The organism is Phaeobacter cretensis, assembly GCF_047372505.1.
GTDB lineage: Bacteria > Pseudomonadota > Alphaproteobacteria > Rhodobacterales > Rhodobacteraceae > Phaeobacter > Phaeobacter cretensis.
In genome coordinates this window covers 39,726-56,087 of sequence record NZ_JBKBEU010000001.1, presented here as the reverse complement: position 1 = coordinate 56,087, position 16,362 = coordinate 39,726, and the positions used below count along the sequence as shown (strand labels likewise).

Below are 16,362 nucleotides of genomic sequence, written 5' to 3'. Positions count from 1 at the left end.
GTTTTTGTGTTGCTTTAAATAAAGTGGGGGTGTGTATCGATTAGCTGTTTGCGCCTTCGACTGGAGTTTTCCAAGTGGCATCAAGAACGCGTAGCCAATTGTCGTAGCACAGTTTTTTCATCAGGGCATCATTCACGCTGTGCTCGCGTAGCGCGGCGCGCAAGACCGGTAAACCGGCTACTGTTTCAATGTCCTGTGGTACGGTGGCGCCATCGAAATCAGACCCGAACCCAACGCGCTCTTCGCCCAATTGGCTTATCAAGTGATCGATGTGGCGGAGGATTCGATCAATCGGTGTGTTTGCGTCCATTCGGCCATCCTCACGCAGGAACGCCACCGCAAAATTGAGGCCGACCATCCCGTCGCTGTCGCGGATCGCATGAAGTTGGCGATCCGTTAGGTTCCGGCTGTGAGGCGTCAGCGCATGGGCATTTGAATGGGTCGCAACCAACGGCGCCTGACTTATTTCAGCTACATCCCAAAACCCGGCTTCGTTCAGATGCGATAGATCAACCATCACGCCCAAGTCATTACAGCGTGCCACCAGCCGCTTACCATCCGTGCTCAGCCCTGGGCCGATGTCGGGCGATCCCGGAAAGCGAAAGGGGACGCCATGGCCAAAGCGGTTAGGACGACTCCAGACCGGACCAAGAGAACGAAGCCCGGATTGATACATGACCTCAAGCATATGAAAATCCGGATCAATTGCTTCCGCTCCCTCCATGTGCAAAACGGCGGCCATCACCCCATCTGCAAGACAGCTCCGGATCTCTGTCGTGCTTCGGCAGATCTTTAAGGCGCCTTCGCGTTCTAACTGAAACAGGATCGCAGCCTGAGAAAGCGCGACATGGGCAGCATCGGGCCAGTTTATTTCCGGCGGCAGAGGCAGATCATAATGATCCGCCATCATTTTGTCTTCGTCGTGAGTATTGACAGGATCAGGGACGTAAATGGCAAAGAAGCCACCGCCAAAGCCGCCCTTTCGGGCTTTTGCCAGATCTATCTGACGTCCACCGTTGCCTTGGAAACCGTCCATGTCGGGTGAAATGTCGCGATTGTGCAATCGCAGCAAAAGATCGTTATGGCCGTCGAAAATAAGCGGGTCAGTCATTATTACTTCCTAATTCCCGGCTATGAGGTCGTGTTTTTTGCGCTAACGCAAGGGAATTTACGTTTGTTTCCGCGATAAGACCGGCCAATGCCTGAAAAGTACCGAAAGAGCGATGATACGGTCGACATGATCGCTCATCGCGGCAAAGCCTTGCTCTGCCAAACCTAAGAAACGTTCGAATATCGCGCATCGGCGACTCGGCAACGCTTAGTCTTGTTTCAGCCCATATGTAGCGAAGGCGGCAATTGCGTCGTTGATCTGCGCCGTACTCAGCAATTTGGGATCCCCAATGCTGCGTGCCAAAATGTAGGTGCGCGCCAGGCTTTCGAGTTCCACCATACGCCACATCGCGTGATCCAGGGTGTCGCCAGTAGCAATCGAGCCATGGTTTGCCATCAGGCACCCATGGCGATGTGCCATCGCGCGGACAACATTTTCGGATAGTTCAGCGGTTCCGAACAGGGCGTAATCTGCCACCGGTACGTCATGGCCGCCGAATGCCGCAACCATATAGTGACAGGGTGGAATCGACATATGGTTAACTGCCAGTGCGCAGCAATTAGCGGGGTGAGCATGCACGACAGCCATTGCATCGGGCTTTGCAGTCAGAAGGGCCTGATGAAGCTGCCACTCTGAGGAAGGAACGCAGGGGCTATCGTTAACATCTGGTGCTGTGTCCAAGGCCATACGAACAATCATGTCTGGTGTTATCGCCTCATACGGGACGCCGGATGGAGTGATCAGCATTTCACCCTTACCAACCCGTAAGGATATATTGCCAGAGGTCCCTTGATTGATGCCTGTCCGGTTCATCTCACGACAGGCATCAATGATCGATTGGCGCAGCATACGGCTGTCAGCAGGGGCAGGCTGGGCCATGGTGCTACAAGGCAGCTTTGCGAATGAGATCCGGGAACATCGCCGCCAAGCCGTGCTCAGACGCATCGCAAATGCCGCGTTCTGTGATCAGCCCGGTTACCAGTCGGTTTGGTGTAACGTCAAAGGCGGGGTTGCTGCAGGAGGTTTTCTCGGGGGTGACACGCAATACGTCAATCTCACCGTTATCAAGCACGCCCTGAACGTGGCTCACCTCGCGGCTGTCGCGGTCTTCGATCGGGATTTGTGAGACACCATCACTGACCGTCCAGTCAATAGTGGGCGAGGGGAGAGCAACATAGAATGGCACATCATTGTCATGTGCGGCCAAGGCTTTCAGATAGGTGCCGATCTTATTGCAGACATCCCCCTGACGTGTTGTGCGGTCGGTTCCGGTGATTACCAGATCAACTTGCCCGTGCTGCATCAGATGGCCACCGGCATTGTCAGTGATATAGCTCTGACTGATACCGTGACTGCCCAGTTCCCATGCGGTCAAGGCACCTTGATTACGAGGGCGGGTTTCATCGATCCAGACGTGGATCGGCACCCCGGCGTCATGGGCCTGATACATCGGGCTGGTGGCCGTGCCCCAGTCAACGGTTGCAAGCCAGCCGGCATTACAATGAGTAAGCAGGCGTACAGGCTCTCCTGCAGGTTTTTTCGCGGCTATGTCGCGGATCAATAACAGCCCATAAGCGCCGATACGGCGATTGATCTCAACATCCTCATCCGCAATGGCATGTGCAAGTTTCAGGGCTGCTGCGGCACGTTCATCCACGGGCAGGGGCTGCAGTGTCTCCGCGCAGCGGTTCAACGCCCAGCGCAGGTTGATCGCTGTCGGCCGGGTGGCGTTGAGCTGCTCCCATGCGGCGTTCAATGCGCTATCAGAAGGATCCAGCGCTGCCGCAAGAGCCATGCCATAGGCGGCGGTTGCCCCGATTAGTGGCGCGCCACGCACCCGCATTTCGATAATAGCTGTGGCAAAATCATCAAGCGTATGCAGTGCCTGAGTGCGGAAATCATGGGGTAACCAGCGTTGGTCGATGATCATCAGGACCGATTGATTCATGTCCCACCAAAGTGAGCGATAATGCGTGCCGTTGACCTTCACGTGGTGTCCTCCGTTATCGCGGGAGTAGAGCCGCAATGCCTGTATTGTGCAGTCTTGATTCAATGCCTTAGCCAATTGGCGGCAACGTACATTCATCTTCCCCAGCTATCCACCGCGCAGACGCTGCATCAGGTAGATTTCATGCTCGGGCCGAAGCGGTTCATCCAGACTGGCCGCGATGATGCGCCCATCAATGGCTACTGACACGCCTGCATCCAGTGCCGGGCCCAGCGCAGGGTAGGCCGCTTTGAGTGCCGATATCATGGCCCCGGTCGTGGCGGCCTCGACTTCTACAGCCTGCTGCCCGTCGGCAAAGCGGCGCAGGCCCGACCACAGATGTATCGTCAGGCGCCGCGCGGCGGTGTCCGGACTGGTTTCGGGTTCAGATGTCATCGCGCGATTTTATCCCGTTTGGGTTTTCTGCTGATCCAACGCGGCAAGAATACGAGGCGGTGACATTGGCAAAGCATGCAACCGGACGCCCGCTGCCGCTGAAACGGCATTGGCAATCGCTGCCAGGGGTGGGCAAATTGAGGTTTCACCAACGCCACGCACACCAAAAGGGTGACCGGGGTTGGGCACTTCGACAATGACCGTGTCGATCATTGGCAGATCAGAGGCCACAGGGATCCGGTAGTCAAGGAACACCGCATTCTGTAGGCGACCATCATCGCCGTAGATATACTCCTCGTTCAGCGCCCAGCCGATGCCCTGTGCTGCGCCGCCCTGAAACTGACCTTCGACATAGGTTGGGTGGATCGCCTTACCCGCATCCTGAATGACAGTGTAGCGGGTGACTGCGGTTTTACCCGTTTCGGGATCTACTTCGGCGTCAACAATATGCGTTGAAAATGAGACGCCGGCCCCTTCGGGCGTCGCCTCGAAATGACCGGAGATAGGACCACCGGTCCGGCCCATATCACTGGTGATATCAGCGAGCGGAAGTGGGTCGAAGTTGCCCGCATTGGGACCAGAAGGGATCGCATGGCCGTCTTCCCATTTCACAGCATCCTCGGGGATGCCCCATTTGGCGGCTGCACGTTTGCTGAGCTTTGCGACAGCGTCCTGGGCCGCCTTGATGGTGGCTAGGCCACTGGCGTAGGTCACCCGGCTGCCATGCGAGACATCATTGTACCCAAGCGTGGCAGTATCCGCGATGGTAACGCGGATGCTCTCGTAGGGGATGCCCAGAACCTCAGCCGCCATCAGCGCCATTGAGGCACGTGAGCCACCGATATCCGGTGTGCCGACCGAGATCTGACACGTGCCATCTTCGGACAAGGACAGGGAGACAGAGGTTTCACCGCCATGGTTAAACCAGAACCCACAGGAAACGCCACGTCCCTGTCCCGGCTTGAGCGGTGCGCTATAGTGGGGATGTGCCTTCGCGGCTTCGAGCGTCTCTACCAGACCGATACGTTCGAACCGTGGCCCGTAGGAGGCTTTGGTGCCTTCGCGCGCTGCGTTTTTCAGGCGCACATCAACGGGGTCAAGATCCAGCTGGCGGCACAGCTCATCAATCACGGATTCCACAGCATAGGCCGCCATGGGCGAGCCAGGCGCGCGATAGGCGGCCTGTTTGGGGCGGTTGCTCATGATGTCATAGCCGACCTGCTGGACATTTTGCAGATCATAAGGAGCAAAGGCACACATCGCGGTCATATCCGCAGGCGCGCCAGGGAATGCACCGCCTTGCAAGCGGAAAGTGCCCTGCGCTGCAGTAATAGTTCCATCGGACGTCATGCCGATCTTGATATCCATGGACGTCGACGCCGTCGGCCCGGTGGCGCGGAAGACCTCAGGGCGGCTCATCACGAGTTTCACCGGGCGGTTCGACTTGCGCGAGAGGGCGAGGGCGACCGGTTCGATGAACACCGTGGTCTTGCCCCCAAAGCCACCACCGATTTCAGATGCCGTTACGCGGAGCTGTGATGTCTCTATGCCCAGCAGCGCGGCGCAGTTTTTCTGCGCATACCAATGGCCTTGGGTGCAGCACCACAATTCACCTTTGCCATCCTGCCCGAGTTGGGCCAGACAGGCATGCGGTTCAATATACCCCTGGTGGGTTGCCTCAGTGACGAAACTCTCCTCGACCACCAGATCTGCGGTAGCAAAGCCTGCATCAACGTCGCCATGACCGCTTTCATGATAACGCACGACATTGGGATGCATCCCCTTAGGAACAGAATAATCTGCGGCCCCCTTGCGGATCACAGGCGCATCATGAGCCATTGCTTTGTCCACATCGGTGACATGTGGCAGCACGTCATAGTCGACCTCGATCAGCTTCAGCGCATCGCGAGCGGCGAGGGCAGATGTTGCAGCCACGGCGGCCACCGCGTGGCCGTCATATAGCGCCGTCTCGCCAGCCATCACATTTTCCAGGACGTTCCACTGCTCACCTTCCAGCCCGGGGGCTGGCTGGATTGCATCCGAAAAATCGGCCCGGGTGACAATTGCCTTAACATCACTCAGCGCCTCGGCCTTGCTGGTGTCGATACGCTTAATCGTTGCATGGGCATGAGGGCTGCGCAGAATGGCACCAAACAACATGCCCGGCGCAGTGACGTCAGCGCCAAACCGGGCTTTGCCGGTCACTTTGTCCAAACCGTCGGGGCGGTTGGGCCGTGTCCCAATCTGGGTAAATTCACTTTTGCGCTGATCCAGAGCCATTATGACGCCTCCCGCATCTCTGCTGCCGCGTCCATCACGGCGCGAATGATTTTGTCGTAGCCGGTACAACGGCATAGGTTGCCAGCCAGCCAGTAGCGCACTTCGGTTTCAGTGGGATTGGGGTTCTTTTCCAACAACGACTTGGCGGCAACCAGAATACCGGGCGTACAGACACCACATTGCAGTGCTGCATGTTCAATGAACTTTCGCTGTAACGGATGCAGCGTTTCGCCAGGTGCGATGCCTTCTACCGTCGCGATTTCTTGTCCCTCGGCCTCGACCCCGAGGACGAGACAGGAACAGACAAGCCGCCCATTGAGCGTTACCGAGCAGGCACCACAATCGCCAGTACCGCAGCCTTCTTTTGCGCCGGTCAGGTTGAGGCGGTCACGCAACACATCCAACAGTGTTTCGCGCGGATCACAAAGGTAATCTGTGGCGTCACCGTTGATCGTGGCCGAGACGTGGATCTTGGAACTCATGCCGTGTCTCCTTTGGCGCGGGTGTAGGCGATCTCAGCGGCGCGACGAGCCATGACGCCGGCAACTTGGGTGCGAAATGCAATCGTGCCGCGTTTGTCCGTTATTGGCATGCAAGCAACGGAGGCGGCCGCGGCCAGCTGTTCAAGTGCAGCATCATCAAGAGTGGAGCCGATAAGTGCATCGGCGCAAGCATCCACCAGCAACACGGTCGGGGCGACTGCCCCCAAAGCGACCCTTGCATCGGCGATCTGGTCGCCGTCTAGTCGCAGCCAGACGCCGCAGCCTACCACGGCGATATCCATTTCGGTTCGCGGGATGAAGCGCAGATAGGCATCGCCCTGATCGGAGCTCGGCGATGGAAGATGCACAGCCGTGATCAACTCGCCTGGCTTGAGTGTTGTCTTGCCCGGGGCTGTCGGGATGTCCCGCGCCGCCGCGCTTCGCGTCCCGTCAGGGCCGGTTATGCTGACCGTTGCATTGGCCGCTACCATAGCCGGGACGCTATCTGCTGCGGGTGAAGCATTACAAAGATTACCCACTAGGGTCGCCCGGCCCTGAACTTGCGTTGAGCCGATCAGGTCCATTGCCTCGACCACACCGGGCCAGGCAGAGCTGAGGGCTCCATGTTCGGTCATCTCGGCGCCGGCTACGGCTGCGCCAATGGTCCAGCTTCCATCATCCTCTTGCCGGATGTCGCGGACACCCTGAATAGATTTAATGTCGATCAGCGTATCTGGTGTCACGATATCGGCGCGCATCTGCACCAGAACATCTGTGCCGCCGGCCAGCACACGTGTAACGCCGGTTGCGGAAGCCGCCAGTTTTGCCGCTTCGGCAAAACTGGTGGGTCGATGATATTCCATTGAGACTGTCCTCTTGCTGGCCTTGCTGCTGGCGTCTGATGGGTGTGACGAAACGGGGGGGGCTGAGCGTGAGCGCTGGCCGCTAAATAGTGCGGCCCAGTTGATGCAGAGTGTATCGAGCCCCGGTGACGGTATCTTTATGTTGTCATCTTGCGTGTAGCTAGCGGCTTGAGCAACCCGCGATCGCATCATTTCCGACGAAAATCACGACTTCTAACCTCTTCGTTCATATGTCGAGCAATTGGGGCAGGCCGCTACAAACAGGCGTTCGAACGGCGCTAACGGGGAGGCTTTTACGCTTTTGCCCCTTGTGGTGTCGGATCCACTCTTTTATGCGAGCGGCGTTTCCGGATTTTCATGAAAAATATTGCCATCAAAAGCATTTGAATGGCAGAGCTGGGTTGCGCTTTGGTGTGACAATCTGCCACAGTGCCTCGAATCCAATGGATATGGATGCGGGGGAATATTCCGAGATTGATATCAGATAAGCAGAAACCCTGCGCCTACTGGCTGGGTGTCTGCTTGTTAACCTTGACTCGGTTCGGCACGACTGAAACGCTTTAGCTTCTGGACCTGCCGGAAATTGTTGCCAGAACGCGCGACACATTAACACCTGGCGTCTACATGTCCCCAAGGGTTCAACGACCCCGCCGCAGATTTTGCGGCCATATGGTTGCGACGACAAAAAACGTGGGAGAACAACGAACATGACCAACACCAAGCTGGCTGTTAGCGCCCTTGTGGCAACTGCCTTTATGGCACCTGCTGCTATGGCAGAAGAATTCATCACAATCGGTACAGGCGGCGTGACCGGCGTGTACTACCCAACTGGCGGAGCAATCTGCCGTCTGGTCAATAAGACCCGCAAAGAGCACGGAATCCGCTGCTCCGTAGAATCCACCGGCGGATCTGTTTACAACATCAATACCATCCGTGAAGGCGAGCTGGAGTTTGGTGTTGCCCAGTCTGACTGGCAGTACCACGCCTACAACGGCACCTCCAAGTTTGAAGACCAAGGCGCTTTTGAAGGCCTGCGTGCGGTATTCTCCGTGCACCCTGAGCCCTTCACCGTTGTGGCGCGTGCAGATTCTGGCGTAACCAACTTTGATGATCTGCAAGGCAAGCGCGTCAACATCGGCAATCCCGGTTCCGGTCAGCGCGGGACTATGGAAGTGCTGCTGGAAGCTAAAGGCTGGGGCATGGACAGCTTTGCGCTGGCAACCGAGCTGAAAGCCGCAGAACAGTCTGCAGCCCTTTGTGACAACCAGATCGACGCAATGGTCTACACCGTTGGCCACCCGTCGGGTTCTATCCAGGAAGCCACCACTGCCTGTGATTCCGTATTGGTGACCGTGGATGGTGACGCTGTAGAAAAGCTGATCGCTGACAATTCATTCTACCGGACGGCGACCATTCCCGGTGGCATGTATCGTGGCTCGGATGCTGATGTTGGCACCTTCGGTGTAGGCGCTACCTTCGTGACATCCGATCAGGTGTCTGATGAAGCGGTTTACACTGTTGTTAAATCGGTTTTCGAAAACTTCGAAGACTTCAAAAAACTGCACCCGGCATTCGCCAACCTCAAGCCGGAGGAAATGGCGACTGCTGGTCTGTCCGCACCGCTGCATCCCGGCGCTGCGAAGTACTACAAAGAACAGGGCTGGGTTGAATAACTTAGTCTGACACTTGAAACGGGGCGCCAATTGGTGCCCCGTTTTGCTCTCTGCCATTATGGCTTTGCCCTTTGCCATGACGCGCTAATCCGAAACGAAGTGATCGGCGCGCCAGGACCAAGGGCGACACCCAAGAAAAAACCGGCCGCAGATGCTGACGGCCTCAGGGGGATACTCCATGACATCCGATGTTCAAGGAAATCGACCGCTAACCGAAGAAGAGCTACAGGAACTCGTCGCATCCTCAGATGCCGGCGCCCGCAACCCAGTTGGGTCGATTGGCGTGTTTCTGGCGATTGTCGCGGTAATATGGTCCGTCTTTCAGGTTGTGCTGGCTTCGCCTATGTCCAACCTTCTGCTACCCGGAAGCGTGGTTAACAACTCACGCCAAATCCACCTTGCTTTTGCTATGTTTCTGGCGTTTGCGGCTTATCCGGCGCTGAAATCCAGCCCACGTAGCTACATTCCGATCCAGGATTGGATTATGTCTGTAGTTGGGGCGTTTATCGCGCTCTACGGTTATATCTTTTATCAAAAAGTTGTTAATTCAGGCGGGCTTGCGGACGATACCGACAAATGGGTGGCTCTTGTCGGATTGCTGTTGTTGTTTGAAGCGGCACGTCGTGCGCTTGGCCCGGCGATGGCGATCATCGCCTGTATTTTTCTTGCCTATGTGTTCTTCGGCTCTTCCGAGTGGGTGCCTGAAGTCATCCGCTGGAAAGGCGCAAGCCTGAAAAAGGCAATGAGCCATATGTGGATCACCTCCGAAGGCGTCTTTGGTATTGCCCTTGGCGTTTCAACGAAATTTGTCTTTCTCTTCGTTCTGTTTGGCGCGCTGTTGGATAAGGCAGGGGCCGGCAATTACTTCATCAAGATGGCCTTTGGCGCGCTGGGTCACCTGCGTGGCGGTCCGGCCAAGGCCGCCGTGGTCGGCTCTGCCGCAACTGGTCTGATTTCCGGTTCTTCGATTGCCAATGTTGTCACCACCGGCACCTTCACCATTCCGCTAATGAAGCGGGTTGGCTTCTCATCTGAACAGGCCGGCTCGGTTGAAGTCGCATCCTCCGTCAATGGACAGATTATGCCGCCGGTAATGGGGGCTGCCGCCTTTTTGATGGTGGAATATGTTGGCATTTCTTATGTCGAGGTGATCACGCATGCCTTTCTGCCGGCGGCGATTTCCTACATCGCGCTTGTCTATATCGTCCATCTAGAGGCGGTAAAGCGCAATATGCCAACCCTTGGCAACCGCGTTGTATCGATGGGTCGTACCATTGGTGGCATGGCAGCGTTCTTTGTCGGGTTTGCGGCGCTTTGCTACGGTATCCAATACCCGATTAAGGCGATCACCGCCGCGATCCCGGGGGCCTCTGGTCTGGTCCTCTCACTGATGGTTCTGGGGGCATATTTGGGTCTTTTGTGGCTGGCCGCAGGCACTGACGATCTGGTGCCTGATGATCCAAATGCCGCCGAGGTCGAACTGCCCGTTGTAGGTGAAATCTACAAGGCCGGTTTGCATTACCTGCTGCCGATCATCGTCTTGGTCTATTTCCTGATGATCGAACAGAAGTCACCGGGTCTCTCGGCCTTTTGGGCGACGGCCTTGCTGTTTGTGATCCTGTTGACGCAGAAACCACTAAAAGCACTGTTCCGTGGGCAAAGTACTTTGGCGCACAGTTTCCTTGATGGGGTGCATGATCTGTGGAACGGGCTGATTGACGGTGCGCGCAATATGATTGGCATTGCGCTCGCAACGGCGACTGCAGGGGTTATCGTTGGTACCGTAACACTGACAGGTGTGGGGCAGGTGATGTCCGAACTGGTCGAGCTGATGTCAGGTGGCAACCTGATCCTGATGCTGATTATGGTCGGCTTACTATCGCTGGTGCTGGGAATGGGGCTGCCGACGACCGCCAACTACATTGTTGTCAGCTCGCTGATGGCTGGTGTTGTGGTGGAACTAGGGGCGCAATCCGGACTGGTTGTGCCTCTGATTGCGGTACACCTCTTCGTGTTCTACTTCGGTATCATGGCTGATGTGACGCCACCGGTCGGGCTCGCCAGTTTTGCCGCCGCAGCGGTGTCGGGAGGCGACGCCATTCGCACCGGTTTCGTAGCGTTTTTCTATAGCTTGCGGACAGTGGCGCTGCCATTTGTGTTTATCTTCAATACCGATCTGTTGTTGATAGATGTAACATGGATGCAGGGTATTCTCGTAGCCATCTCTGCGACAATTGCGATCCTGGTGTTCACCGCTGGAACAATGAACTATTTTCTGACCCGTAATCGTATCTATGAAAGCGTACTTCTGGTTCTTGTCGCCTTTGCCTTGTTCCGTCCAGACTTCTTCATGAACCGCTTGATGCCTCCATTTGCCAGCACCGATCCGGCAGCCTTGGTGGAAACCGTTGCTGCGGCACCAGCTGGTAGTGAGCTGCGGATCACTGTGGAAGGTCCTGACTTTGACACAGGTGAGCAGAAAGCCACCACGTTGATTTTGCCAGTGGCAGAAGGCGGCGATGGTCAGGCACAGGTTGATGGCTTTGGCCTGATGCTGCTACCCGAAGACGGTGTCGTCAAACTAGACGAGCCGATGTTTGGCACGCCTGCGCAATCTGGAATGGACAGCTTCGACTTCTATGCGGACGAACCGGTTCGCCTGCTCAGCGTGCAGGCTCCGGCAGATCAGATGCCTAAGGAGTTGATCTTTATCCCTGCGCTGTTGCTTCTGGCGATGATCGCCTTTTTGCAGCGCGCGCGGATCAGCAAAGAAGGAGTCCCTGCATGAGCAAATCTGTACTTTGTGCGCTGGAGCTGAGCGACAAAACCGTTGATGCCAAAGTGTTGCGCGAAGCGGCCCGTCTGGCAGATCTGGATCAGGCACAGCTGGACGTGGTCAATGTGCTTCCTGATTTCGGCGAAAGCTGGGTTTCGGGGTTCTTTGAAGCGCATCACCACGAGCGTGCGGTAAAGGAGACTGCAGGCCATCTTAGTGAGCTATGCGAAAAGATCCTAGGAGAGGATCGCAATGCCAAGGTTCGCCATGTCGTTGCCACCGGCAAAGCCTATCAGGAGATTCTCAACGTTGCTGCCAAGGCAGGAACCGATCTGATTGTGATTGGCGCGCACAAGCCGGAGTTGTCGGATTATCTACTTGGTCCCAATGCGGCGCGGGTCATTCGCCACTCGATCTGCTCAGTCTATGTTGTGCGCTGATCATCCAAATATGGTTTACATTCGCATGAATAAAAGGGGCGTCCGACTGGGCGCCCCTTTTCCTTGGTCAAGGCCGTGGGAAAGTTTCGCCTAGTCTTGATCTGCGGGCGATCCATAACCTGTCATCTCAAGATAGCCTTGACCACGATGACTGCCCTTAACGCGCACGGGGCCCTCCCAATAGGGGAAAGATGTTCCCATCCATGCCTGCGGGTTCAGGGCGGTAATCTGCACATCCAGATTACGTGCAGGCAGGCGTAGTTGCCAATCTGTCGGAACCTGGCGGTCGGCCACTTGCGTCACCGACAGAGGTGTTGCCTGCAGGCTGCCGGGCTCCAGCGCGGTTGGTGTGCCGTCTGCTGCAATCCAGGTGCCTGAGGTGAAGAGGTTGCTGCCGCGCAACTGGAACCCCATCAGTTTTTCACCGCTTTCAAAACGAAGCGAAAACCAGTCCCAGCCGTGCTGGTCCTCGGCCAGCGGTTGGCTGGACCATTCACGATCAAGCCAGCCTTGCCCCGTCACTGCCACTGGCCCATCCGGTAACTGCAAGACACCGCTGACATTGTAATGCGGTTGCGAATAATAATAGCTGGACTGGCCGTTGGCTGATTTTACCGAATAGCCTGCATCGCCCTGCAGCACCAATGGCCCGTCCGCCTCCAGCATCAGCTTGTAGCGAAAATCTTGACCAGTTGCGCGTACAGTTAACGCCTGTAAACTTTCATCGCTGCTGCGCATATGCCAGTCATCGACATAGGCCTCAAACGGGGTGGCAGCTACACCGGCTTGCCCAATGCCGCCACGGGCGAGCCGCTCAGCATGGTAGTGGGCGTCGGGTGTCGTGAGCCCCGCGTGGCCCATCCAAATCTGTGGATCAGCCCAGGGCAGGGTGATGTCCCCTGTCGTTCCGTCGTCTGGCCGCAAGGCGGACCGGAACAAAGTCCACTGAACGCCGTAACTGAGTCCATCTTCGCCTATCAGGTTGGCTGTAAGATACCACCATTCGATCCGATAGTTGGGGTGGGCCGCATGATCCTGCGGGAACAGCAGTTCCGTACCTTTTTGGGGTACAGAGAAGCCGTCCGCCGCACTCCCCAATCCGGCATACCCCTGTGAGGCAGCTGGGCTTGCATAGTGCAACACCTGCCATAGAAGAGCCGCTGCAATACCGCAAAGCATTGGCGTCCGTTTTTTTCTGCAGGCGTAATTAACGTTCATTTGCAAAAACCCTCAACAGATCGGCCGGTTTCAGGGTCGCCAGCCTACGGGCGGGCAGGGCTGCTGCCAGGGCTGCCGCCGCCAATGCCATCAAGAACAGCCGTATCCAATCGAGCGGAAACAGAGACATCGGAAGGCGCCAGCCAAAGGCCTCGACGTTGACAACAGCCAAGAGGGCCCAGCCAAGCAACAGCCCCAAAGGCAGTGCCAGCAGTGCCGTCAATGCCGCCAAGATCACACTGCGCAAAATCTCGTAACGGGCCAGTTGCCGCCTTGTTAGCCCCATCGCCCAGATTGGGGCCAGTTGTGGCAGGCGCTGGCTCCAGAGTGTCAGCAGACTGGTGAGCATCGCAAACCCAGCCACGCCAAAAGTCAGGAGATTGAGCGCCCCGGTCACAACAAATGTCCTGTCGAAAATGGCCAATGAGCGTGCCTTCAGATTGCTCTGATTTATGAAGGCGCTATCGGGCAAGTTAAATCGCTCCTGTAGCGCGTTCTGTATCTTTGGCACATCCTCGGGTGGCATCCGCAGGCCAAACCGGCGGTTTTCAGTCAAAGGCCGATGAAACAGCAGTGTGTCGAGACCAACAATGCTTTGGGGATTTGGATTGCCATAATCGGAATAGACGCCGGCGATCCGCATCTGCCAATCTGGCGCAACCACCAGCGTATCGCCCGGACCAAGATTGGCGCGTCGGGCCAATTGTTCGTTGATCAAAGCACCGGTTCCTTTGGCGACCTGTTGCCAGACTGTTGGTTCAGCTTGTAATAGCGGCCAGTTCTCTCGATAGGTGGCATCGTCAATCACGCCGTAGACTTCCATCGGAGCACCAGCCACATTGGGTCCGGAATAGCGTTCTTCGCTACGTCTTATGGGCAAGGCACGGATATCACGCTGATCCAGCCAGAGTGTGACGTCATCAGCCATCTCATCCCTTGGCAATGTCATATATAGCTCCGATGCGAGCCGCTGATCCAACCAACCGAGAAAGGTAAGCCTGAAGCTGGAAACCATTGTGCCTACACCAATATTCGTTGCCAGTGCCAACAATAGCGCCATCAGCGCGAGCGAAAGTCCGGGCAACTGCGCGCGCATATCCCCCCAAAGCCAGAGCGTAACCGGTTTGCGGGCCATCTGCGTACCAAGTGTCGCCAAGCGCGATAATGTCAAAGGTAGCAACAGAGCTGCGCCCAGCATCAATCCACCCAGGAATACAAACCCCGCCAGAAGCCCGTCGAATAGCATGGGAACTCCGGCTGCTCCCAGAAGTAACGCGGCCCCGGAGATTGCTGAGATCTTATGTCCGCGCAGAGCCCGCTGCCCGCGTGCGGCGGTGGCTGGTGCGGCCAGAATGGGTAAGCGAGACAAGCTAAACCAGCTTTGCGCGCCAGCGAGCATCATGCCAGCCAGTGCCATCGCGAAACCAGACAACACCCAATCCGGGCGCAGTTGAAGGCTGCCTTCCAGCGAGGCACCATAGAGGCCTGACAAGGTAGCGCCAACGCCTGGAAGCAATGCAGCGGCTACAAGGTAGCCAAGGACAAGCCCTAGTATTGCTGCCAGGCATGTTATGGCGAGTAGCTCCCCAAAAATTAGCCATGCCAATGTCTTGAGAGGTAAACCTAAGCTGCGGAGCGTCCGAAACATTCCGCGCCTTTGCTCTATCCCCAGGGCGATCGTCCCCTGAACGATGAAAAGACCTACTGCAAAGGACAGCAGGCCAAAGGCGGTTAGATTGAGGTGAAAGCTGCGAGTGAGCTGGGCGGTATCAGCACCGGTTGATGGTGTCAGTAGACGCAAGTTCGGCGCGAGCTCTTTCAACGGTTGGAGGTCGTTTCTCTGGTTAGGAAGCACCAGTAAGCGACTTATAAAATCAGGTTTTTTTAGCAGCCGTGCAATAGTCGAAATATCGCCAATGGCCACACCACGCGGTACAACGGTTGTCCGCGTGGTGGGTGGCAGCATTTCTTTGTCAGCAGCCAGATCAGTTTCGGGGTGAACAAACACCCGTCCGGGCGGTAACAACAGGTCCGCTGGTGACAACGGATGATCATCCCTGTTCGAGGCAGTGGATTTCTGGCTATCTGCACCCGTACTCAGCTGCGCCATCATCGGATTGGACAGGATATCAATGCCAATCAACTCAAGAGGTGGTACATCAGTTTCCACATCCTCCCGGTCCAGAACACCCGTCAACACAGGGGATACAAGCCAACCTGCACGTCGCAGTGTAACATATTGGCTTAATTCTATTTCCCCCTCTTTTGCGGCTAGGTAGCTCTTCCCGGAGGGTGAGATCTGCGCGGCTGCCTCGGCGTAGCTGGCGCGCGCCTCTCCGTTGATCGCCTGAACGGCGGACCACAGCGCGGTTGCGAGGGCGAGTCCGGTGACCAGCATTGCCAGTTGCAGGGGATGTTGTCGCCAATGAGAGAGCAATGCAGAAAGCGCGACAGGGATCATGCGCTATCCTTAAAGAGGCGGCCGGAGGTCAGATGGACTTGCTGATCGAGCCTGGCAGCGATCGCGCTAGAATGGGTAACTAGCAGCAATGCTGCTCCGGTCTCACGGACAAGTTCGAGCATGAGACTCATCACAGAAGCGCTTGATGTTTCATCAAGGTTTCCGGTTGGCTCATCCGCGAGCAACAGCTTTGGCCGTAGTGCAAGCGCGCGGGCAATGGCCACGCGTTGTTGTTGCCCACCTGACAGCTGCTCCGGATATCTGTTTTCCAGCTCGCGTAGACCAAGACGCTCGGTGAGCGCATCGATCCAATCGTGGTCAGCATTGCCTGCAAGGCGGGCATGCAGGCTGATGTTCTGCGCGACGCTCAGCGCCGGTATGAGATTAAATTGCTGAAAGACCAAAGAGACATGATGACGGCGCAGCCAAGCACGTCCACTATCATCAAGATCTGCAAGGGAAATGTCGTTCACGATGACTTCACCACTATCGACCTGATCCAGTGCGGCTGCCAGATGCAATAGCGTACTTTTGCCGGAGCCGCTGTCCCCGGTCAACGCTAGGCTGCTGCCTGGGGACAAGTGCAACGATACACCATCCAGAACAGGGACTGGTCCGGATGGGCCTGCATAGGACTTGTAGACGTTCTCTATTGTGAGCATCGCACTATAACCT

The 16,362-nt window shown here is 56.6% G+C and carries 13 protein-coding genes; 3 read left to right on the top strand and 10 right to left on the bottom strand.

All coding sequences use genetic code 11. The features are described 5' to 3' along the window. Positions 1-40 precede the first annotated feature (40 nt). From ACEWZM_RS00325 to ACEWZM_RS00295, 7 genes are all read right to left on the bottom strand, one after another. Positions 41-1,111, bottom strand: coding sequence for a dipeptidase (locus tag ACEWZM_RS00325; RefSeq protein ID WP_414004544.1), 1,071 nt, complete (start codon positions 1,109-1,111; stop codon positions 41-43). A gap of 207 nt (positions 1,112-1,318) precedes the next feature. Beyond that, positions 1,319-1,990: a class II aldolase/adducin family protein gene (locus ACEWZM_RS00320; protein ID WP_414004543.1), complete on the bottom strand. Its 672-nt coding sequence runs from the start codon at positions 1,988-1,990 to the stop codon at positions 1,319-1,321. Positions 1,991-1,994: 4 nt separating this feature from the next. Then, positions 1,995-3,101 carry an S-methyl-5-thioribose-1-phosphate isomerase gene (mtnA, locus tag ACEWZM_RS00315; protein ID WP_414004542.1) on the bottom strand — a complete coding sequence of 369 codons (1,107 nt, stop codon included), beginning with the start codon at positions 3,099-3,101 and terminating at the stop codon, positions 1,995-1,997. A 105-nt stretch (positions 3,102-3,206) separates the two neighbouring features. Beyond that, positions 3,207-3,494: a MoaD/ThiS family protein gene (locus ACEWZM_RS00310; protein WP_414004541.1), complete on the bottom strand. Its 288-nt coding sequence runs from the start codon at positions 3,492-3,494 to the stop codon at positions 3,207-3,209. 9 nt (positions 3,495-3,503) lie between these two features. Beyond that, positions 3,504-5,774, bottom strand: coding sequence for a xanthine dehydrogenase family protein molybdopterin-binding subunit (locus tag ACEWZM_RS00305; RefSeq protein ID WP_414004540.1), 2,271 nt, complete (start codon positions 5,772-5,774; stop codon positions 3,504-3,506). Then, the gene (locus ACEWZM_RS00300; RefSeq protein ID WP_414004539.1) at positions 5,774-6,256 is read right to left on the bottom strand and encodes a (2Fe-2S)-binding protein; all 483 of its coding nucleotides are present in this window, start codon (positions 6,254-6,256) and stop codon (positions 5,774-5,776) included. Before ACEWZM_RS00300 ends, ACEWZM_RS00305 begins: the two co-directional genes overlap by 1 nt. Next, on the bottom strand, positions 6,253-7,119 hold the full coding sequence (locus ACEWZM_RS00295) for an FAD binding domain-containing protein (RefSeq protein ID WP_414004538.1): 867 nt from the start codon (positions 7,117-7,119) through the stop codon (positions 6,253-6,255). The genes ACEWZM_RS00300 and ACEWZM_RS00295 overlap by 4 nt, the downstream gene beginning before the upstream one ends. A 707-nt stretch (positions 7,120-7,826) precedes the next feature. On the opposite strand from ACEWZM_RS00295, the gene ACEWZM_RS00290 reads away from it, so the two are divergent. From ACEWZM_RS00290 to ACEWZM_RS00280, 3 genes are all read left to right on the top strand, one after another. After that, positions 7,827-8,792 (top strand): TAXI family TRAP transporter solute-binding subunit, encoded by a 966-nt coding sequence (locus tag ACEWZM_RS00290; protein ID WP_414004537.1) that lies wholly within the window; start codon positions 7,827-7,829, stop codon positions 8,790-8,792. Positions 8,793-8,970: 178 nt separating this feature from the next. After that, positions 8,971-11,580: a TRAP transporter permease gene (locus tag ACEWZM_RS00285; protein ID WP_414004536.1), complete on the top strand. Its 2,610-nt coding sequence runs from the start codon at positions 8,971-8,973 to the stop codon at positions 11,578-11,580. Beyond that, the gene (locus tag ACEWZM_RS00280) at positions 11,577-12,008 is read left to right on the top strand and encodes a universal stress protein (protein WP_414004535.1); all 432 of its coding nucleotides are present in this window, start codon (positions 11,577-11,579) and stop codon (positions 12,006-12,008) included. Before ACEWZM_RS00285 ends, ACEWZM_RS00280 begins: the two co-directional genes overlap by 4 nt. A 90-nt stretch (positions 12,009-12,098) precedes the next feature. Here the strand turns inward: ACEWZM_RS00280 and ACEWZM_RS00275 are convergent, their stop codons facing one another. Genes ACEWZM_RS00275 through ACEWZM_RS00265 form a run of 3 tightly spaced genes read right to left on the bottom strand, consistent with a single transcriptional unit; the run spans position 12,099 to position 16,349 of the window. Beyond that, positions 12,099-13,187 carry a lipocalin-like domain-containing protein gene (locus ACEWZM_RS00275; RefSeq protein ID WP_414007911.1) on the bottom strand — a complete coding sequence of 363 codons (1,089 nt, stop codon included), beginning with the start codon at positions 13,185-13,187 and terminating at the stop codon, positions 12,099-12,101. A gap of 28 nt (positions 13,188-13,215) precedes the next feature. Beyond that, complete coding sequence (locus tag ACEWZM_RS00270) at positions 13,216-15,687, bottom strand: ABC transporter permease (protein WP_414004534.1); 2,472 nt, start codon at positions 15,685-15,687, stop codon at positions 13,216-13,218. Next, positions 15,684-16,349: an ABC transporter ATP-binding protein gene (locus tag ACEWZM_RS00265; protein WP_414004533.1), complete on the bottom strand. Its 666-nt coding sequence runs from the start codon at positions 16,347-16,349 to the stop codon at positions 15,684-15,686. Before ACEWZM_RS00265 ends, ACEWZM_RS00270 begins: the two co-directional genes overlap by 4 nt. Between the last annotated feature and the right edge of the window lie 13 nt (positions 16,350-16,362).